Source organism: Micromonospora sp. NPDC005194 (assembly GCF_040608335.1).
Lineage (GTDB): Bacteria > Actinomycetota > Actinomycetes > Mycobacteriales > Micromonosporaceae > Micromonospora.
Window position 1 is genome coordinate 87604 of sequence record NZ_JBEXIA010000003.1, and the last position, 20497, is coordinate 108100.

Annotated in this window: 17 protein-coding genes; 3 read left to right on the forward strand and 14 right to left on the reverse strand. The window is 73.7% G+C overall.

All coding sequences use genetic code 11. From position 1 onward, the window contains the following. Nucleotides 1-469: 469 nt before the first annotated feature. Together ddaH and rocD are read left to right on the forward strand one after the other, a co-directional pair. A complete protein-coding gene (gene ddaH / locus ABZU53_RS03435; protein ID WP_354860482.1) occupies nt 470-1285 on the forward strand; it encodes a dimethylargininase in 816 nt (271 codons plus the stop codon). Further along, entirely contained in the window at nt 1285-2499 is a 1215-nt protein-coding gene (gene rocD / locus ABZU53_RS03440; RefSeq protein WP_355063790.1) for an ornithine--oxo-acid transaminase, read from the forward strand. Before ddaH ends, rocD begins: the two co-directional genes overlap by 1 nt. 138 nt (nt 2500-2637) lie before the next feature. Here rocD and ABZU53_RS03445 read toward each other — a convergent pair whose 3' ends face one another. The 7 genes from ABZU53_RS03445 to ABZU53_RS03475 all read right to left on the reverse strand — a co-directional run bounded on the left by ABZU53_RS03445 (nt 2638) and on the right by ABZU53_RS03475 (nt 11060). Then, entirely contained in the window at nt 2638-3795 is a 1158-nt protein-coding gene (locus tag ABZU53_RS03445; RefSeq protein WP_355063611.1) for an FHA domain-containing protein, read from the reverse strand. Continuing rightward, nucleotides 3792-4085, reverse strand: a complete 294-nt coding sequence (locus ABZU53_RS03450; protein ID WP_354860475.1) for a 4a-hydroxytetrahydrobiopterin dehydratase — start codon at nt 4083-4085, stop codon at nt 3792-3794. Before ABZU53_RS03450 ends, ABZU53_RS03445 begins: the two co-directional genes overlap by 4 nt. A 127-nt stretch (nt 4086-4212) precedes the next feature. Continuing rightward, nucleotides 4213-5265 (reverse strand): acyl-CoA desaturase, encoded by a 1053-nt coding sequence (locus ABZU53_RS03455; RefSeq protein ID WP_354862674.1) that lies wholly within the window; start codon nt 5263-5265, stop codon nt 4213-4215. A 133-nt stretch (nt 5266-5398) separates the two neighbouring features. Next, nucleotides 5399-8833 (reverse strand): hypothetical protein, encoded by a 3435-nt coding sequence (locus ABZU53_RS03460; protein ID WP_355063613.1) that lies wholly within the window; start codon nt 8831-8833, stop codon nt 5399-5401. 47 nt (nt 8834-8880) lie between these two features. Further along, nucleotides 8881-9201, reverse strand: coding sequence for a divalent-cation tolerance protein CutA (cutA, locus tag ABZU53_RS03465; protein ID WP_234590601.1), 321 nt, complete (start codon nt 9199-9201; stop codon nt 8881-8883). Nucleotides 9202-9210: 9 nt separating this feature from the next. After that, nucleotides 9211-10227 carry a 1-acyl-sn-glycerol-3-phosphate acyltransferase gene (locus ABZU53_RS03470; RefSeq protein ID WP_355063615.1) on the reverse strand — a complete coding sequence of 339 codons (1017 nt, stop codon included), beginning with the start codon at nt 10225-10227 and terminating at the stop codon, nt 9211-9213. Continuing rightward, nucleotides 10227-11060 carry a patatin-like phospholipase family protein gene (locus ABZU53_RS03475; RefSeq protein WP_354862678.1) on the reverse strand — a complete coding sequence of 278 codons (834 nt, stop codon included), beginning with the start codon at nt 11058-11060 and terminating at the stop codon, nt 10227-10229. The genes ABZU53_RS03470 and ABZU53_RS03475 overlap by 1 nt, the downstream gene beginning before the upstream one ends. Nucleotides 11061-11225: 165 nt before the next feature. On the opposite strand from ABZU53_RS03475, the gene ABZU53_RS03480 reads away from it, so the two are divergent. Then, nucleotides 11226-12725 (forward strand): serine/threonine-protein kinase, encoded by a 1500-nt coding sequence (locus tag ABZU53_RS03480; RefSeq protein WP_355063617.1) that lies wholly within the window; start codon nt 11226-11228, stop codon nt 12723-12725. 15 nt (nt 12726-12740) lie between these two features. On the opposite strand, the gene ABZU53_RS03485 is transcribed toward ABZU53_RS03480, so the two are convergent. The 7 genes from ABZU53_RS03485 to ABZU53_RS03515 all read right to left on the reverse strand — a co-directional run bounded on the left by ABZU53_RS03485 (nt 12741) and on the right by ABZU53_RS03515 (nt 20271). Then, nucleotides 12741-13796, reverse strand: coding sequence for a glycosyltransferase family 4 protein (locus ABZU53_RS03485; RefSeq protein WP_354862680.1), 1056 nt, complete (start codon nt 13794-13796; stop codon nt 12741-12743). A 157-nt stretch (nt 13797-13953) separates the two neighbouring features. Further along, on the reverse strand, nt 13954-14613 hold the full coding sequence (locus tag ABZU53_RS03490; protein WP_354862682.1) for a BON domain-containing protein: 660 nt from the start codon (nt 14611-14613) through the stop codon (nt 13954-13956). 187 nt (nt 14614-14800) lie between these two features. Further along, on the reverse strand, nt 14801-16432 hold the full coding sequence (locus tag ABZU53_RS03495; RefSeq protein ID WP_355063618.1) for a trypsin-like peptidase domain-containing protein: 1632 nt from the start codon (nt 16430-16432) through the stop codon (nt 14801-14803). 62 nt (nt 16433-16494) lie between these two features. Then, complete coding sequence (locus ABZU53_RS03500) at nt 16495-18054, reverse strand: HAMP domain-containing sensor histidine kinase (protein WP_355063620.1); 1560 nt, start codon at nt 18052-18054, stop codon at nt 16495-16497. Further along, nucleotides 18051-18752, reverse strand: coding sequence for a response regulator transcription factor (locus ABZU53_RS03505; protein WP_030336721.1), 702 nt, complete (start codon nt 18750-18752; stop codon nt 18051-18053). The genes ABZU53_RS03500 and ABZU53_RS03505 overlap by 4 nt, the downstream gene beginning before the upstream one ends. Nucleotides 18753-18838: 86 nt before the next feature. Then, nucleotides 18839-19450, reverse strand: a complete 612-nt coding sequence (locus ABZU53_RS03510; RefSeq protein ID WP_355063622.1) for a PadR family transcriptional regulator — start codon at nt 19448-19450, stop codon at nt 18839-18841. Beyond that, nucleotides 19447-20271 carry a DUF4097 family beta strand repeat-containing protein gene (locus tag ABZU53_RS03515; protein ID WP_355063624.1) on the reverse strand — a complete coding sequence of 275 codons (825 nt, stop codon included), beginning with the start codon at nt 20269-20271 and terminating at the stop codon, nt 19447-19449. The genes ABZU53_RS03510 and ABZU53_RS03515 overlap by 4 nt, the downstream gene beginning before the upstream one ends. Nucleotides 20272-20497: the final 226 nt, after the last annotated feature.

A 20497-nucleotide genomic window follows, 5' to 3' on the forward strand; every position in this document is an offset into this window, starting at 1 on the left:
CTCCGCTCCCTCTCTTGAGCCCCTCTCCGCCTCCTTCTTTCTCTTCCTCCTCGCTCCTGCCTTCCGGCTCACCTTCCTCCTCCTTTCGTCCTTTGCTCTGCTTCACCCCAGGCAACACGTTGCGTCCGATTACCGGACGGCAGGTGTTGCCTCCGCTGAAGCAGAGCAAAGGATGCGCCCACTGCCCCCGCAGCCGGCCCGCACGTTGACCCGCAGACGGACGGTGTCACGCACACGGACGGTGTCGTCGCACAGGCCACGTCGGGTGACGCGGAGCACCAGTCAGCCCTGACCGGCCTATCTACGCAACGAATCGCGGCCGCGCAGGCCTCACACGCAACGGATCTGCGGTCTGCGCAAGTTCTGGTGGTGGATCCTGCCGGTCGCGCCGCATACCGTTGAGCAACGGCGCCAGCCCGTGGGCCACGGTGGCCGGGCGCGCCCGACCCCTGGGAGCAGGACAATGACGATGGACGCCACCAGCCAGCGCCTGTTGATGTGCCGGCCGACGTACTTCGCCGTCGACTACGCGATCAACCCGTGGATGGACCCGAGCGCTCCGGTCGACGCCGCGCTGGCCGTCCGACAGTGGGAGCAGCTGCGCCAGACGTACCTTGACCTGGGCCACACCGTCGAGGAGATCACTCCGGTGCCCGGCCTGCCCGACATGGTCTTCGCCGCCAACGGCGGCACCGTGATCGACGGCAAGGCGATGGCCGTGCAGTTCCGCGACCCGCAGCGCGCCGACGAGGCGCCGGCCTACCGGGCCTGGTTCGAGGCCGCCGGCTTCGAGATGTACGACCCGAAGCACGTCAACGAGGGCGAGGGCGACGTCCTGCTGGCCGGTGACCACCTGCTCGCCGGCACCGGCTTCCGCACGGCGCACGCCTCGCACGCCCAGTTGCAGGAGGTCTTCGGCTACCCGGTGATCACCATGCAGCTCGTCGACCCGCGCTTCTACCACCTGGACACCGCGCTGACCGTGCTCGACGAGCGGACCGTGGCGTACCTGCCGGAGGCGTTCTCCCCCGGCAGCCAGGCCGTGCTGCGCCGGCTCTTCCCCGACGCGGTGCACGCCACCATGGCCGACGCCGAGGTGCTGGGCCTGAACGCGGTCAGCGACGGACGGCACGTCGTGCTGCCCGCGCAGGCCACCGACCTGGCCGCCAAGCTGCGCGACCGGGGCTACGAGACCATCGGTGTCGACCTGTCCGAGCTGCTCAAGGCCGGCGGCGGACCGAAGTGCTGCACGCTGCGACTCCGTCAGGGAAAGGCAAGCAAGTGATCGTGGATGACATCCTGCGTACGCCGGGAGCGGTCCGGGACGCCGAGCGCTGGACGGCGCACAACTACCACCCGCTGCCGGTGGTCATCTCGTCCGCCGAGGGCGCCTGGCTCACCGACGTGGACGGCCGCCGCTACCTGGACTGCCTGGCCGGCTACTCGGCGCTGAACTTCGGCCACCGGCACCCGCAGCTCATCGCCGCCGCGCACGCGCAACTGGATCGGCTGACGCTGACCAGCCGCGCGTTCATCCACGACCAGTTCGCCGACTTCTGCCGGGAACTGGCCGAGCTGTGCGGCAAGGACCTCGTGCTGCCGATGAACACCGGCGCGGAGGCGGTGGAGACCGGGATCAAGGTGGCCCGCAAGTGGGGCTACCAGGTCAAGGGCGTCACCCCGGGCCAGGCCAACATCGTGGTCGCCGAGGGCAACTTCCACGGCCGGACGACCACCATCGTGAGCTTCTCCACCGACGAGGACGCCCGCGCCGACTTCGGGCCGTACACCCCGGGCTTCACTGTCGTGCCGTACGGCGACCTGGAGGCGCTGACCGCCGCGATCGACGAGAACACCGTGGCCGTGCTGCTGGAGCCGATCCAGGGCGAGCAGGGCGTGGTGGTGCCGCCGGAGGGCTACCTGCCGGGCGTACGCCAGGTCTGCACCGAGCGGAACGTGCTCTTCATCGCCGACGAGATCCAGTCGGGTCTGGGGCGTACCGGCCGGACGTTCGCCTGTGACCACGAGGGCGTCGTGCCGGACATGTACCTGCTCGGCAAGGCGCTCGGCGGCGGCATCGTGCCCGTCTCCGCGGTGGCCGCGAACGCCGACGTGCTCGGCGTGCTCAAGCCCGGCCAGCACGGCTCCACCTTCGGCGGCAACCCCCTCGCGTGCGCGGTGGCGATCGAGGTCGTCCGGCTGCTGGCCACCGGCGAGTTCCAGCGCCGCTCGGCCGAGCTGGGCGAGCGGCTCCGGGCCGGCCTGGAAGGGCTGGTCGGCAAGGGCCTCGTCGAGGTACGCGTACGCGGCCTGTGGGCCGGTCTGGACATCGACCCGGCCCTGATGAGCGGCCGGGAGGCCTGCGAGCGCCTCGCCCAGCGCGGCATCCTCGCCAAGGACACCCACGGCTCCACCATTCGGCTCGCCCCACCCCTGGTCATCACCGAAGAAGAGATCGACCTCGCGGTGGCGCAGCTCGCGGAGGTACTGACCGCCTGACCCTCGTGTTGATCATGAAGTTGTTGCCCGCTGCCGCGGCGTGTCGTGGCAATAACTTCATGATCAACCGGGGTCGGCGCGCTGGGCGGCACTGGGCGGAGGGCGGGCGCCGGGAAACCCCCGGCGCCCGCCTTTGCGTTAGGGGCGGGGTAGGCGCATCGCCATCGTGGGGGCCTCGGCCATCACCGAGGTGGGGGTGAACGGGGCGCCCGTTGGCAACTCCTCGGCACGGCCGATCTGCACGCCGGGGTACAGCTCGATCATGTCGTTCTCGCCCAGCACCCGGGACTGCTGCGGGGCCAGGGGGATCCGGTCCGCCTCGTTCATCGACCCGGCCGGCCGGATGCCGGAGCCGTTGGTGCTGACGTCGGTCACGATGACCTCACCGACCCGCAGCTCGAAACGGACATGACCTCGGCTGATCCACCGCCGGGCCTCGTCGTTGAGCCACTGCCCGAGCATGATCCCGCCCTCCTGCTCGGGTGCCCGGCCGGCCACCACCGGCTGCTCCTCGCTCAGTACGAACCGCCGTCGCACCAGGCCACCCACGCGCACGGCCAACACCTCCGTACGCGGACGCGGGCCGCCGTCGCCGAGCCGCGCGCCGTGCCGCGGGCAGGTCGGCACGCCGTTGCGCAGCGAGGGCGGCGGCTGCGCGGCCGGGCTGCGGTCCGCTCCGCCGGCCAGGTCGGCGAACGCGCCACCCCCGGCGCCACCACCGCCGAACAGCGCGCAGCCCGACTCGGGGCAGCGCCACTGCCGGGCCAGCAGCTTCGCCCCGGTCGGCGAACGCTTGCCGGCCACCGGGGCGTGCCCGCCGCCGACGTGCGCGATGAACACCGGCCCACCGGCGCCCGGCACCGGGGCGACCACCCGGCCGGGCTGCTCGACCAGCCACGGGAACCGCCCGCGCAGCCCGTCGAAGCGCACCCGGCTGAGCACCGGAAGGCCGAGCAGGTCGGCGACCTCCAGCATCCGGTCCCCCGGGTTGTCGAGCACCTCGACGAGCCCGTCGTCGGCCCAGCGGCGAACCACCATCCGCTCGTTCGAGGTCAGGTCGGCGTCGGAGAGCAGCGCCCGGTGCACCACGGCGTACACCTGGACGCTGTCCTCCTCCAGCTCGCGGGAGAGCGCGTCGATGACCATGCCGAGGCGCAGCAGGCTCGCCGGCCGGCCACCGTCGATGTCCTGGTAGCGGATGATCTCGGCCAGGTCGAGCACCGCGCGGGCCAGCGACGGGTCGGTGCAGACCCGCCCCTCGATGGCGTCCAGAACCTTGCTGATCTCGAATCTCATGCCGCACTCCGGACGATGTCGTCAATCCGCCGGGCCAGCTCGATGTCCCGGTGGGTTACCCCGCCGGCCGAGTGCGTGACACAGCGGAAGGTCAGGGTCCGCCATCGGATGTCGATGTCGGGATGGTGGTCGAGCTCCTCGGCCACCGCCGCCACCCGGTCCACGACCGCGATGGCGTCCGGGAAACTGCCGAGCTGGACGGTGCGGCCGATGCCGGTCGGGTCACCCGACCAGTCGGCCAACCCGCCCAGCTCTTTCCGCACCGCGTCCGCGGTGAGCAGGTCTGCCATGACCAGACCCTACCGGTGGCGCGTCCAGCGAGCCGTAAGCGCCACCGCCAGTTGACGCACGCAGACGCCGGCGGGGCGGCATCACCCGATGCCGCCCCGCCTGTCGATCTCACGTCAGCCGCTCTGTTCAGCCGCGCAGCGGCCGGCCCACCTCGTGCAGGTGGCCGAGCGCCTGCCGGTACGACTCGATCAGCCCGGTCTCCGCGTACGGGATGCCCTGCTCGACGCAGTAGGCGCGGACGATCGGCTGCGCCCGGCGCAGGTTCGCCCGGGGCATGTTCGGGAACAGGTGGTGCTCGATCTGGTAGTTGAGCCCGCCCAGCGCGGTGTCGACCAGCCGGCTGCCCCGCACGTTGCGTGAGGTCAGCACCTGCTTGCGCAGGAAGTCCAGCTCGTCCTCGGCGGTCGGCATCGGCATGCCCTTGTGGTTCGGCGCGAACGCGCAGCCCATGTAGAGGCCCCACAGCCCCTGGTGCACGGCGGCGAAGAGCAGCGCCTTGCCCGGCGACATGACCGCCAGCAGCAGCGCCACGTAGCCGGCGGTGTGCGCGAGGAGGAGCCCCGCCTCGACCGCGCGGTGCCGCATCGGGGTCGCGTACCGGCCACTCTGCTCGCGGCCGATGATCGCCCGGATGCTCGCCACGTGCAGGCTCAGACCCTCGAGGAAGAGCAGCGGGAAGAAGAGGTACGCCTGCCGGCTGGCCATCCAGCGGTGTGCGCCCCGGGTCTCCAGCGCCTGTTCGGGAGTCCACGCCAGGGCGCCCGCGCCGACGTCCGGGTCCTCGTCCTCGTGGTTCGGGTTGGCGTGGTGCCGGTTGTGCTTGTCGACCCACCAGCCGTAGCTGATCCCCACCGCCGCGTTGCCGGCGACCAGCCCGACGACCTGGCTGGGACCGCGTCGACGGAACATCTGGCGGTGCCCGGCGTCGTGACCGAGGAACGCGACCTGGGTGGTGGCCACCGCCATCACGGCCGCGAGCGCCACCTGCCACCAGGAGTCGCCGACCAGGAACACGGCGACCCAACCGGCCACGAAGGCGCCGAGGGTGAGCACGAGGCGGGCAACGTAAGAGGCAGGTCGCCGCTCCAGCAGGCCGGCCTGACTGATCCGTCGGGACAACTGTGCGTAATCACTACCCCGCCGTCGTACCGGCGGTTCCGCCACCGCTCCGAGCGCCATTGGTGCTCCTGTTCCGCTTGCGCCCGAACCAGGATGGTTCGGGGTCAATGTCAGTCTCCCCGCATCGGTTGCGGTGAGTAACCCTGACAACCCCCGGATGGGGGGTAGGGCGGGCCCTACCCCCGGCCTCGGTTCAGCCCAGCCGGGCCACTGCGGCGCGCAGTCGGGCCAGGTCACGACGCCGCCGCTCGTAGCTGGCGGCCAGCCCGATCAGCGCCAGCCCGCCGGCGCCCAGGTAGATCCACCGGGGCAGCAGGTCCCAGCCACGGGCGATCTCGTGCAGCGCCAGGACGGCCAGCACCGCACCGCCGAGCAACACCGGGGCCTGCCAGCGGCGGCTGGCGCCGGCCAGCACCGCGCCCAGCGCCGCCGCGCCGAGCAGCAACCGTCGCCACGGCTGCGGATCCGGCCCGGCCATTACCGACACCAGGCTCGGCAGCAGCGCCGCGACCAGCCCCGGGCCGAGCGCCGGCCAACTCGTCAGCCCCGGCCGGGTACGCAACGCCAGCAGGCCCGCGCCGAGGGCGAGCCCCGCGGCCGGCAGGGTGTACGCCTCCAGCACGGTCACCCCGCCGGCGGCGAGCAGCACCCACGCACCGAGCAACTCGCTGCCCGCGGCGATGGCGGCGAACCGCCACCGTCGACCGGCCGGCTCCCCCCGGCGCAGCAGCCGCAGCGCGACGGCCGCACCCCACAGCACGCAGACGGTCGCGAGCTGCTGCGCCACCTCGACGGTGAGCGCCGCAGCCACCCCCGCCACCGCCTGCGCGGCGGCATCCAGCACGCGCCCGACCGGTGCCCGCCGCCGGCTGGACGTGGCCGCGGCGGCGAGGACCAGCACGGCCACCCCCAGCAGCGGGTACGCCGCCGCCCGCAACCCCAGCCCGTTGGCGAGCGGAGCTGTCACCGCCAGCGCGCACGCCGCTCCCACGGCGGCGACGCTTCCGACGACGCGCACCTCGACCATCCGCGCTCCGACGGCGACGACCACCGCCGTCACCAGAAGCGTGCCCTCGGCCGCGAGCGTGCCGGACCTGGTGGCCAGGAGCACCGCCACGCCCGCCGCGGCCAACACCGCTCCCACCGGCACGGCGATCGACGCGAGCCCCGGACGGGGCGCCACCAGGGCGGCGAGCAGCAGCGTGGACACCCCGACGAGCAGGGTGGCGGCCGGCAGCACCGGCCAGGGCACACCGATCGCGACGAGCAGCACCGGCAGCGCGGCGGCGGCGAACGGCAGGCCGGCCAGCAGCGCTGGGCGCACCCGCCGACCGGCCAGCGCCGCGGCCACCGCCAACCCGACAAGCGCCAGCCCGGTGGGGAACAGCCCCCGATCGGCGGTCGCGGTCGGCGCCCCGGACCAGACCGGTTCCCAGATGCCGTACGGAAAGACCAGCGCGATGAGGATCGTCGGCAGCGCGGCCAGCACCGCGACCCCCGCCAGCACGGCACCCGACGCCCTCAGCAGACCCCCGATCGCCGACGGCCCCCCGACAGCCGTCTGCTTTGCGGGATCGTCCGGCTCGTCGCCGAGCGCCGGCAGGCCCCAGCGGGCGACGAGCGCGACGCCCAGCGCCGCCAGCGCGGCGTACAGCGTCACGGGTTCGTTCCCCGCCGCCACCAGTGGCGCGACCCCGGCCGCGAGCACCGCGACCACGGCGCCCGGCACCGCGTACTCGATCAGGTCGACCCGGTGGCGACGCACCGCGAGCGTCGCGACCAGCGACAGCCCGGCGGCGATCAGCGCGGCCCGGGCCTGCCACCAGGGCTGCGCGCCGGCCGCGAAGAGCGCCACCGCGGCGATGGCGGGCAGCGCCAGGTGCGCGGCCAGCAGACCGACACCCGCCACCCATCGGTACGGCCCGTCGGCCGTCCGCACCGCCAGCGCCACCCCGAGCACGGTGCTGATGCCCAGCACCACCACGACGCCGAGCGGATCGGCCAGGGCCACCAGCAGCGCGTGCCCGATCAGAACGGCGCCGCCGGCCGCCCAGCCGAGCAGGGTGGCCGGTCGGGTCGTCGGGCGGGCCAGTACGGCGAGCACCAGGGCTACCCCGCCGGCCAGGTCCACGGCCACCACCGTCGCCCACGACGCTGTCCAGCCGATGGGCACGGCGAGCAGCACCACCACCGCGCCGGCCGTAGCCAGCCCCGCCCACCCGCGGCGGGGCAGCAACGACGCGGCCGCGCCCAGCGCCAGCGCCACGGCGGGCGCCACCTGCCAACCCCAGCTCAGATCCGGCCCCCACCCGGCCCCGTGCCAGGGCGGCAGCGACCGGGCGGCGGCGGCCACCGCCAACACACCGGCGATCGCCACGGCGACCTGCGCCGCACCGGCCGCGACCAGCAGCGCGCCGGCGCGCGGCCCGGGACGCCAGCCGGTCGGCAACAGCCGTACCGCCCCGGCCAGGACGAGCGCGACCGTCGCCACCGCGAGCAGCAGCAACGACGGCCGCAGCTCACCCACCGGGCGCAGCAGCGCGGCGGCGAGCACCGGCATCAGCAGGCCGGCGGCCACCGCCCGCGACGCCGTGCCGCCGACCAGCAACGCCGCGACGAGCCCGGTCACCGCGACCAGCAGCATCGGCACGCCGGCCAGCAACGGCGACCCCGCCGACCGCCCCAGCACCAACGGCACCAACGCACACGCGCCCGCGCCGACCAGCGCGCCGACGTGACCCAGCCCGGCGAGCACCCGACCGGCGAGCCGGCGTGCGTCGTCCCCATCGCGCAGCGCGACCAGCACCGCCAGATTCAGCACGGCCACCCCGAGCAGCACCAGCACCCAGCCGTCCGCGCCGGGCTCGGCCTGCGCCGCGAGCAACGGCAGCACCGGTTGCGCGACCACGAGGCCGGCGAACCAGGGCCCGGTCAACCCGCTCAACCGGCCGTACGCCACGAAGACCGCCGCGCTGGCCCCCCCGACCAGCGCGGCGTATCGGGTGCCCGGCCATCCGGCCACCTGGCCCAGGTTCACCGACCAGGCGGCGTACCCGTCCAGCAACACCAGCAGCAGCCCCACCGCGGCGAACGTCTCCGCCGTACCCCGCAACCCCCGGCGGACCGCCAGCAGCGGGCCGGCCAGGACGAGCGCCGTGACCGCCGCCAGGATCAGCGCCCGGCCACCGACCCCCACGGACGCCCAGGCCACCGCCGTGAAGACCACGGCCGCGGTGCCGAGCAGAAGTCCACCGAGGACGAACAGCAACCCCTGGACCGTCCGGGTCGAGGTCTCCGCCGCGCCGGGCCGCGCGTGCTCCCCCGCGCCACCGGGCGACGCCGACGCGACGACCTGCGCCGGCCCGACGACCGGTGCCCCCGCCGCCAGCCCCGCGCGGACGACCGCCGCCAGCTCGGCCCGCCGCCGCGAGGTGGCCGCCAACAGACCAGCCAACTCGGTGTACGTCCGGCGGGCCCGCTCCACCTCCGGACCGAGCCGATCCACCTCCCGCCCCAGTCGGACCACCTCGGCCGCGACCGGGTCCGGCGGGCGGCGGCAGCCGGCGCAACCGGCGGTCAGGTCGGCCGGGGCGCCGCAGGCGGGGCAGGGATAGCGGGTGTCGTCCACCCGGTCATCATCGAAAACCGACGGCGGACGGCCCAGAGTGCGCGTACCTAGGGTCGGGTGTGGTCGTGCACCCAGGCCGCGTACCCGGGATCACCACTGTCCACCCGCGACACCAGGATCTCCGGGACCTCGTACGGGTGGCTGGCCCGGATCTGGTCCACCAGCGCGGCCAACCGATCCGGCGCGGTCTTGAACTGCACGGACCACTCGGTGCTCGTCTCCACCCCGGAGCGCCACCAGTAGGTGCTGTCCACCTGACCGCCGACCTGGGCACAGGCGGCGAGCCGCCCGGCGACGGCCGCGGCCGCCAGCACGTCCGCAACCGAACGCGCATCCACCACCGTCGTCACCACGCAGATCTGGTCCACGAGCGCACCCTACGCGGCGCTGTCCCGATTGGCCGCGATCCACGTGTCAATCTGCGCCCACCAGTCGAAGAGCCAGTCGATGCGTTGCTGCCGGTCGGTCGGCACCTCCTCCGGGGGCACCGACCAGAACCGCATCACGATCTGCTTGTCCATGGGCAGCTCCCGCCACACGTCGGCGACGGTGCGCATCCGGTCGAGTCCGGTGTGGGCGACGAAGATGACCCCGGCGTCCGGGGCGGCGTCCAACGCGGCGAGCACCCCACCGGGCTGCGGGGCGAGCACGTGGCGCATCCGTTCCGCGCGCTGCGCCATCCGTTCCAGGCCGAGGGACCGCAGCCGGGCGATGGCCCGCAGTCGGCGCTTGGGGGTGAAGTTGCCGCCCTCCGGGAAGATCACGAAGGCGTCGTTGTCGTCAAGGCCGGTGGCGAGGTGCCCGACCTGGCGTACCGTCTCCTCGCCGCGCTCCGGTGTGGGCGCGATGAACCGGTTGGGCAGGCGGTTGAGCAGCACGTCGATCGCCGGATCCCACTGGAGACTGTCCTTGAGCACGATCCGCGGCTCCCGGTTGAACCAGTTGACCAGACCGTGGATCAGGATGAACGAGTCACCCGGCCCGGCGTGCCGGCAGAGCACCAGCTCGGGCCGACCGGGCAGCGCGGTGTCCGGGTCCGTGCCGACCACGTCGATGTGCAGCCGCAGCGACCAGCGGGCCTGCCAGAACAGCACCCGCAGGAACCAGCCGGCCAGCACGTAGTGCGCGCGCTGGAAGGCCGGGGACCGGCTGCGCCAGCCGAACCCGGACGCCAGCCACAGGACGAACAGCGCGAGCAGCGCGGCAGCGTCCCAGACCAGGTAGACGCAGCCGATCCAGAGCAGACGCAGGGGGCGTAGCCGGCCCGGGACCAGCGGCGAGACGGCCGCCGCGAGCAGCGCCCAGACCGGCAGCGTGGTCACCACGGCGATCGCGAGCAGCACCACGCCGGGGGCGATCAGCAGCCGCCGCAGCCACCTGGGGGGCAGCGGCATCAGCGCTCCACGTGGGTGGCGAGGTAGCGGCGCGAAGCGGTGTACGCCCGGCTGATCCGCCGTCCCACCGCCGCGATGTCCCGGTACGCCCACGGCGTGTCGTCGCGTGGGTTCAGCCCACCGGTCGGCAGGACGTGCACCTCCACCCCCTCGGGCAGCGCGGCCATCTCGCGGAAGAAGCGGTGCCGGCGGGATATCTCGAACGCGACCTGGGCGATCTCCCACGGTCGCCGGGGTGGCGTCAGCTCCCGTTCGATCCGGCCCACCTGGAGGACGAAGATCTGGCCGGCGCCCGCGGCCACCGCCTCGCCGATCGGGATGGAGTTGACGATGCCGCCGTCGACGTAGTGCGCGCCGTCAATCTCGGTGGGCGGGAGCAGGCCCGGCACCGAGGCCGACGCCAGCACGGCCGGCACCACCGGGCCGCTGGAGAACCAGTGCTCGGCGGCCCGCTCGATGTGCGCGGCGCAGCAGCGGAACGGCACCCGCAGGTCGGCGAAGGTGGTGTCGGCGCCCAGTTCGGATTCCAGCAGCCGGCGCAGCGGCCGGGGCGAGTGCAGGTGGGTGCGGGCGGCGAAGCGGCGCAGTTGCCGGGCGACCGAGTCGCCGTACACCTCGCTGGCCTCGGGTGAGGCCCAGAGCCGCACCAGCCGGTCGGTCACCGCCTCGGACGGGTCGGCGGCGACCAGCGCGCCGTTGACCGCGCCGATCGAGGTGCCGAGCACCATGTCGGGTTGGATGCCAGCGCGGAACAGGGCCCGCAACATGCCCACCTCGACTGCGCCGAGCACCCCTCCGCCACCGAGAACGAACGCCACCGGTCCCCCCGCCATGTCCTCATCCTGGCACGCGCCCGCCGCCACCAGTCGGCCGCCGCCCACCGGGCGGTGGGCGCACCCCGCCCGCCGTCCGCCACCATCGGGCACATCGGCCGTTGACAGGCAGGACACATTCGCGCAACCTGATACGGCTCCCACCCCCGAGGGCAGGTGCGATCCGTGAAGGCAGCGCTGCATCCGGGCCGATTGCTGGCCCGCAGGTACCGACTCATCGACCAGATCGGCTCCGGCGGCATGTCGGTGATCTGGCGGGCGCGGGACGAGGTGCTCGACCGCGTCGTGGCGCTCAAGGTGCTCGCGCCGTCACTCGCCGCCGACGCGCGGTTCCGCGACATGGTGCGGGAGGAGGCGCGCGCCGCCGCCCAGTTGGTGCACCCGCACGTGACGGCGGTGCACGACTACGGCGAGACGGTCGACCCGGACGGGACCATCACCTCGTTCGTGGTGATGGAGCTGCTCAGCGGCGAGGAGCTGGAGCTGCGGCTCACCGAGGGCCCGCTGCCGTGGCCGGAGGCGGTCGAGCTGGGCGCCCAGGTCGCGGACGCGCTGGCCGCCGCGCACCGGCTGGGCATCGTGCACCGCGACATCACCCCGGCCAACGTCATGATGACCGCGATGGGGGTGAAGGTCCTCGACTTCGGCATCGCCACCCGGATCGGCGCCCCGGACGAGGACGAGGACGGCGGCACCTTCGGCACCCCGGCGTACGTGGCCCCGGAACGGCTCCATGGCGCACCCGCCCAGCCGGCCACCGACGTCTACTCGCTCGGCGTGCTGCTGCACGAGGCGTTGACCGGCCGGGTGCCCTACCCGGCGGACACCTGGGAGCAGCTCAGCGCCGCGCTGGCCGGCGGCCCGGCGCCGACCCTGGCCGACGTGCCGGAGCTGCCCGCGGCGGTGGCCCGGATCTGCCTGCGGAGCCTCTCCCGGGACCCGGCGGACCGGCCGACGGCCCGGCAGCTCGCCACCGAGCTGCGCGGCCACCACCCGCCGCCCGACCCACCGACCGCCACGATCCGGGTGCCCACCCTGGCCCTGCCGCCGTCGACGACGACCCCGCCGCTGAGCGCCGCGGGGACGGCGCACGCGGGCGACGCGACGGCACCGCTGGCGGACGAGGTGACGGCGCTGTCCGGTGCGGGGCCCGGCCGGTCCCGCCGGCGGGTGGCGCTGCTGCTCCTGATCCCGGTGTTGCTGGCCGTCGGTGTGGCGCTGGCCGGTGCGGCACTGCTGCCCGACCGGCAGCCGGATCGCCGGGCCCAGCCGTCGGCCGGCCCGGCGACGCCCGTGCCGCCCGACCCGCCGACCGACCCGCCGGCCACCGAGCCGTCCCGGCCGACCCCGGCACCGTCGTCGCCACCGGCCACCCGCGCGCCCACCGGCGAGCCGGGCACCCTCGTGGAGGCCGCCAACCGTGTCGACGGGCTGATCGACGCCGGCCTACGCGACGGGGAGATCCGCGACGATGTCGGCCTCGACCTGCGCAACGAGCTGCGCAACCTGCTGGCCGCCGCCGGCTCCGGCCGGGACGAGCTGGCCCGACCGGTGGCCCGGCTGCGCGAGAAGGTCACGGTCCGGCTGGGCGAGGGGGCGATCAGCCCGGCGTACGCGCAGCGGCTGGACGCCGCCATCGCCGAGCTGGGCGCGGCCCGGGTCTGACCCGGGGCGACACCGTCAACGGACCGCGACGGGGGCCGTCTCGCGGGCAGCGGGCCGCCCGAGGGCGAAGCGCCGGTAGACGTCCTCATAGCCGTACGCCATCCGCTCGACCGAGAAGTTCTCGGCGACGTGCGCCACACAGTCCAGCGGGTCCAGCTCCCGAACGGCCAGCAGTGCGGCGGGCAGCTCGGCGGGCTGCCGACAGACCAGCCCGGTGATCCCGGGTCGAACCAGTTCGGGCACCGCGCCCCGGTCGAGCGCGACCACCGGCGTACCCGTCGCCATCGCCTCCACCATCACCATGCCGAACGGCTCCTCCCACTGGATCGGCATGATCAGGCAACGGGCGTCGACGAGCATCCGCAGGGTCTCGGCGCGGTCGGCGTTGAGCACGACGGACACGTCCTCGTCGACCAGCGGCGCGACCACCTGCTCGAAGTAGCGCCGCTCAGCCGGCTCGTTGCACTTGCCGGCCAGCAGCAGCGGCAGGCCGGCCTCCCGGCAGGCGCGGATGGCGATGTCCGGGCCCTTGTCCGGGCTGAACCGGGCCAACCACAGCACCGGCCCTGGGCCGGGCGCGGTCTTGCGCGGGAAGCCACGCAGGTCCAGTGCGTTGTGCACGGTGCCGGCCCAGGGCAGGCTCGGGTTGAGTCGGCGCTGCGCGTGCGAGATGGCCACCAGGGCGACGTCCTCGCCGGCCTCGCCGAGCACGTCGCCGTACTCCCCCACCGGGTTGCCGTGCACCGTCGCCACCGTCGGCACGGACCGGCGGCCGGCCACGAGCGGGCCGATCGTGGTGTGGTCGTGGATCACGTCGAAGTCGGCCGGCGTGATCATGCGGTTCACCCGGGCCAGGTGCGCAAGCTCCGGCAGCGACTCGCCGAGCCGCTCGTACTGGACCTCGGCGACGGTGGAGACGAAGCCGCTGGCGTCGGTGCCGTGCTGCTCGCCGGCACCGAACAGCGTCACCGCGTGGCCGTGCGCGGACAACTCGTCCACCAGGCAGGCCACCACCTGCTCCAGGCCGCCGTAACCGGGCGGCGGCACGGACAGCCATGGCGGGACCACCATCGCTATGCGCAACGGCCGCTGCGGCGAGCGGTCGGCGGGCGGGTGGTTCACGGCCACGAGTCCTCCCCGTTGATCCCCGATCGGGTATCGCCGTCGGTCGGCATGGTCCGCGCCGGTTTCCCCACCCGACCTCCGGTAAACCGGACAAGACGGGCGCCTACCCGCCGACCAGGAGTTGGTCGTGCACGGCTCGTACGCCCGGCGCCGACCACGCCACCCGATCCACCTGGTCCCGTTCCCACCACGAGCGGACCACCCCGGCGAGGACCAGCGTGTCGCCGTCCACCTCCACCGTCACCCGCTCGGCGCCGAGCGTGCGCGCCAGGGCACGTCGGACGTCCTGCCGCAGCCGCTCGCCGGCCGGTGGCGCGGACGGCCGCACCTCGACCAGGTTGGTGATTCCCCGTACCCCGTCCAGCCGGCGCAGCTCCCCCTCGGCGGCCCGGCGCTGCCACCCGAACTCGACCTCGCCGCGCAGCATCAACCAGCCGTTGGCGACGGTGACGTCCAGCCGTTCGGCGGGCACGAAACTGTCCCACTCCAGGGCCCGGGCCGCGGCGAGGGCGATATCGCCGTCGGTACGCCCCGGTGTCCCCGGCAGGCGTACCTCGATCTCGTCGGCCACCACGCGTACCCCCCGCACCCGTTGGGCGCAGCGGGTCGCCGCCCACGCACGGGCCGCGCCGTCCACGAAACCGGTCAGGGTGACCACTCCCTGGTCGACGGCCACCCCGATCTCGTTCGGTCGCAGCCGCGGATCCCAGGCCAGCTCGGCCAGGACCTCGCGCTGGATCCACTCGTCGTCGTCGACATCCACCCTGCTCACGGCCCACCCCCCGTACGCTCGCCGGCTCGCCTGCCGACCGTGCCGCTCGCACGGGTGACGGCGGTTCACCCCAAGAGGGTGAACCGCCGTCCGGGCGGAAAAAAGCGGCGGGTGACGGAGCCGACCCCCTCGGCCCCGCCACCCGCCGCCGGAGGGAGGAGGCAGGTTCAGTTGTCGGTCAGGACGTCTCGGCGAGCGTCACGGTCGCCGTCTTCTCGGCGCCGTTGCGCTTGAAGTGCACCTCGACCCGGTCGCCGACCTTGCCGGCCTGCACCGCGCCGACCAGGTCGTCGGAGTCGTTGATCACCTTGTCGCCGAAGCGGGTGACCACGTCGCCGCGCTGCAGGCCGGCCTTCTCGGCGGCGCTGCCCGCGGTGACCGAGGCGATCAGCGCGCCGCCGCCCTCGGCCTGGTTGACGCCGACCCCGAGCGACGGGTGGCTGACCTTCTCGCCGCGCTGGAGCTTGCCGGCGACGTCCTTGGCCTTGTTGCTGGGGATGGCGAAGCCGACGCCGATGTTGCCGGTGCTCTGCCCGGAGGTGGCGATGGCGGTGTTGACGCCGATCACCTCACCCCGGGTGTTGACCAGCGCGCCACCGGAGTTGCCGGGGTTGATCGGCGCGTCGGTCTGCAGCAGCCCGGAGATCGAGCTGACCGCCTGGCTCTGCTGGTTCGGGTCCTGCTGCTGGCCCTCGCCGGCCCGGATGGTGCGGTCCCGGGCGCTGAGGATGCCCGCGGTCACCGAGCCCTGGAGGCCGAGCGGGCTGCCCAGGGCGAGCACCTGGTCGCCGACCTGCATGGCGTCGCTGTCGCCGAACGTGGCCGGCTTGAGGTCGCTCACCCCGTTGGCCTTGACCACGGCCAGGTCGGTCTTCGGGTCGGTGCCGACGATCTTCGCCTGGGCGTTCTTGCCGTCGGCGAAGACGACCTGCACGGTGTCCCCGCTGGCGGAGGCGACCACGTGGTTGTTGGTGAGCACGTAACCGTCGGCGCTGAGCACCACGCCGGAGCCCTCGCCGCTGTCGGTGGCGATGGAGACGACGCTGTCCTGTACGGACGCGGCGATCTTCGGCAGGTCGGCGCTGTTGAGCACGGGAGCCGCGGAGTAGGTGCGGGTGACGCCGCCGTTGTCGCCGTCGAGGGCGAGCGCGAGCGCCCCACCGGCGACGCCGGAGCCGAGCATCAGGGCGAACACCGCGACGCCGGCGCCGGCGAACTTGGCGATCCGGCCCGGCCGGGGCCCGGCGCCGGGCGGCGTGGCCTGCGGACCCCAGGGCGGCACGGGCTGCCCCGGCTGGTGCTGCGGGTGCTGCTGGTGCTGGGCGTGCTGGGGGTAGGCCGCGCCCGGCTGGCCCCCGCCGGCCCAGCCGGACTGCTGGCCCGCGTGCCAGCCGGCGCCCGGGTACTGGCCGGCGGCCGGCTGCGGGTAACCGGAGTAGCCGGGCTGGCCCGGGTAGCCAGGCTGGCCGGAGTGGCCGGGCGCCGGGTGGCCGGAGACCGGGTACGGCGGCGCGGATCCACCGGCGGCGGCCGGCGTCTCGTACCCCGTGGGCTGGCCCACGGTCGGCGGCTCGTACCCGGTCGGTTGCCCGGTGTGGGGGGCGGACCCGATCGGTCCGTCGGGAGCGGCGGACACGGCCGGAGTGGCGACGGTGGGCGCGGTGTCCCCGTCGGTCGAGACGACCGGAACGGGGGTGGTCGGAGAGTCGGACTGCGCGCGCGCGTCGCGCGGCAGCTCGGCGGTGGGGTGCGACGGCTCGGCGTCGGTGGGGGCCGGCCGGCGCTGCGGGTCGGACTCGAACTCGGTCATGGGACTACCTTCTCCCCCGGCACTGCAACCAACCTGGAACCGTCCTGGAAGTTGGCTGAAAGTCACTCGCCCGGGTCGTCGCCCTTGGGCACCTGCGGCAGCCGGACCCGGAAGGTGGCTCCGCCACCGGGTGTCTCGAGCACCTCGACCGAGCCGTGGTGGGCGGCCACCAGCGCCGCCACGATGGCCAGGCCGAGGCCGGTGCCGGTGTTGCCGTCGGCCCGTCGGGTCCGGGCCGCGTCGGCCCGGTAGAACCGCTCGAAGACCCGCTCGGACTGTTCCCGGGAGAGACCGGGGCCGGTGTCTACCACCTCCACGACGGCGAGGTTGCCCGGCTCGGCGCGCAGGCGCACGCTGACGTCGGCTTCCGGCGGGGTGTGGGTCAGCGCGTTGGTCACCAGGTTGCCGATGATCTGCCGCAGCCGCGCGTCGTCGGCGTAGACGACGAGCGGGCCGGAACCGGGCTCGATCTCCAGCTCGATCCGCCGGTCCGGGGCGATCGCGCGCGCCGCCTGCACGGCGTCGGAGGCCAGCACCGGCAGCTCCACCGGGGCCAGCGAGAGCGGGCGTTCCCGGTCCAGCCGGGCGAGCAGCAGCAGGTCCTCCACCAGCAGACCCATCCGGGCGGCCTCGTCCTCGATGCGGCGCAGCAGCCCGGCGGTCTGCTCCGGCGCGCGGGCCGCGCCCTGGCGGTACAGCTCGGCGAAGCCACGGATGGTGGTCAGCGGGGTGCGCAGCTCGTGCGAGGCGTCCGCCACGAACTGCCGCATCCGCTCCTCGGAGCGTCGGGCCCGCGCCTCGGACGCCTGGGCGGCGGCGGCCGCGTCCCGGGCGGTGCTCTCCGCCGAGCGGGCCGCCGTCTCCGAGGCCGCCCGGGCGGTGAACGCCGCCTCGATCTGGGTGAGCATCGCGTTCAGCGCGCGGGAGAGCCGGCCCAGCTCGGAGGTGGGATGCTCGTGGCCCTCTTCGGGGTCGGGCACCCGGCGGGTCAGGTCGCCGCCGGCGATGGCGGCGGCGGTCCGTTCGATCTCCACGAGGGGCTTGAGGCTGGTCCGCACGATCGCCGCGCCGACCGACGCGAGCAGGATCAGCACCGCCCCGCCGACCAGCAGGTCGATCCAGGCCAGCCGCTTGACGGCGAGGTCGACGTCGGTCAGGTGCTCGCCGATCGCCGCCATCTGACCGCTGGGTAGCTCCGTGTAGAGCATCCGCCAGCGCACCGAGCTGTCCCGGGCGCGAACGGTGAACGGATCACCGTGGCTCTGCTCCTGCGTCTGGAACCCGGCGGCGTCGCTCGGCCACGGCGGCAGATCGCTCACCGAGAAGCGAGAATCGTCGTAGACGGAGATCTGCACCTTGCCGGTGGTCGGGCTGGTCAACACCACCAGGTAGTCGCTCGGCAGCGAGACACCTGTCGACTTCGGCGTGATGGACTGAATCCGGTTGGCCGAGTCCCGCAGTTCGAGGTCGATCTGGCCGACCAGATAGCTGTGCAGGAAGTACGCGGTCGAGACACTGATCACCACCAGGGCACCGGAGACCAGCGCGAGCACCGAGGCGACCAGCTTCACCCGCAGCGGTACGCCCCGCAGCCGCCCCTTGGCCTGCTGGACCGCGTTCACGCCGCCGGCTTGCGCAGCACGTACCCCACGCCGCGGAGGGTGTGGATCAGCCGAGGCTGGGTGGTGTCGACCTTGCGCCGCAGGTAGGAGATGTAGGACTCGACGATGTTGTCGTCACCACGGAAGTCGTAGTTCCAGACGTGGTCGAGGATCTGCGCCTTGGACAGCACCCGGTTGGCATTGAGCATCAAATAGCGCAGCAGCTTGAACTCGGTCGGCGAGAGCTGCACCCGCTGCCCGGCCCGGTGCACCTCGTGGGTCTCCTCGTCCAGCTCCAGGTCGGCGAAGGTGAGCCGGGACGGGGCCTGCTCGCCGGTGGTGGTGCGGCGCAGCACGGCGCGAATCCGGGCGGTCAACTCCTCCAGGCTGAACGGCTTGGTGACGTAGTCGTCGCCGCCCAGGGTGAGCCCGCGGATCTTGTCGTCGGTGGCGTCCCGGGCGGTCAGGAACACCACCGGGGTACGCGTGCCGCCCTCGCGCAGCATCCGGATGACCTCGAAGCCGTCCAGGTCCGGCAGCATGACGTCGAGCACGACCAGGTCGGGCCGGTGGTCCTTGGCGGCGTTGAGGGCCGCGCTGCCGCTGGTCGCGGTGGCCACGTCGAAGCCCGCGAAGCGCAGGCTCGCGGAGAGGAGTTCGAGGATGTTGGGGTCGTCCTCGACGACGAGAAGTCGCGCCTCGGTCTGGGTAGCGGGCATGGGCCCAATCATCGGTGACCTCACTGCACCGGCGCTGGACGCTCGCTGGAAAAAACCTGTGAGTCGCCGGGGCGGGCGGGCGGACGTCAGCGCAGCAGCCGGCGCAGCCCGTCCAGGGCGCCGTCGAGCAGCCGGATCGCCGTGCGCAGTTGAGTGTCGCTGAACTGCCGCGCCCGCGCCAGACGGCTCACCTCGGCGGTGAACGAGGCCAGCCGCTGATCGAACTCGTCGAGCAGGGCGGCGCGCGGCACGTCGGCCGACGGGGGCCGGTACGGCGACGCGGGCGGCTCCCACCGCGTACGCCGGGTCTGCCGGGTGGCCTCGCTCAGCTCCCGCTTGAGGTCGCGCGTCGAGCCGCGCACCTCGCTGCGGATCTCGCCGGCCAGGGTGGAGAGATCCGCCACCGAGGCCGCGATGTCCGCTTCCAACGCGGTCAGCTCACCGGCGCGCTGGCGCAGCTCGGCGAGGCCGGCGTCGGTGATGGCGTACGTCTTGCGGCCCCCGGCGGCGGTGTGGCTCACCAGCCCCTCGGCCTCCAGCCGTTGCAGTCGGGGGTAGATGGTGCCGGCGCTGGGCGCGTAGAGCCCGAGGAACCGGTCCTCCAGGAGGCGGATCAGCTCGTAGCCGTGCTTGGGGCCGTCGTCGAGGAGCTTGAGCAGGTAGAGCCGGAGCCGCCCGTGGCTGAACACGGCGGTCACGGCAACTCCTCCTCGTCGGCGGTCACCGGTCGGGCGAGGAGCGAAATGCTCCCCGACGTCGCGGAGGCCCAGAGCTTACCTTCGCCGGCGCCGAGCACCCCCTCGCTGCTCGGAAGCGGGAATCGCGAGTTGCGCACCTGCGGGAAGCCGCTGGTGATCCGACCGGAGGCGGTGTTCAGCCGGACGGCGAGGTCGCTGTCCTCGCGGACCCGGACGGTGATGCTGCCCGAGATGGTGGTGAGCCGGATCTCGCTGCGTCGGGGGTTGTCCAGGTCGCAGGTGATGGCGCCGGAGACGGTCTGCGCCCGTACCCGGTCGGCGGCGCTGTCGGCGAGGGTCACCTCCCCGGAGACGGTCTCCAGGGTGAGGTCACCGCGCACGCCGAGCGCCTCCACCGGCCCGGAGGTGATCTTCGCGGAGGTGCTGCCGCGCAGGCCCATCAGGGTGATCTGGCCGGAGACGACGTGGGCCGTGGTCTGCCGCCGCAGACCGGAGGCGACCAGCGACCCGGAGACCAGGTCCAGGTCGGCGAGGACATCGGCGGGCACGGCGACGGAGACGTCCACCCGCGGATAGCGGTGGATCATCTGGAACCACCGCAGGACCTCCGACCAGCCGTGGCCGCGTTCCTGACGGATGGTGAGCCGGCCGTCGGAGTGGTCGATCAGGACGGGCCGACGGCCGACCTGGGTGACGTCGATCCGGGTCGGGCCGTCGGTGGCGACCACGTTGAGTCGTCCACTGATCAGGCGGACGTCCAGCCGGGTGACCGGGCCGTCCACGGTGAGCCGCTGCGGGCTGCCGACCGTCCATCCGGCCATGACGTCCTCCCCTCGGCGACGCGCCCACGCGCGCCGACGAGGAAACCCTAACGCGATACATCGCGACACACAAGACTGTCGCGAGTCGTCACCGCGACCCTGACCACGGCGCCAGCCACCAGCCCCGGCCTTCCAACGACGAGGGGAAGGGATGCTCCGGTCGCCTCCTTTGCTCTGCTTCAACCCAGGCAACACAAGCGGGCCGCAAGTGTTGCGTGGGTTGAAG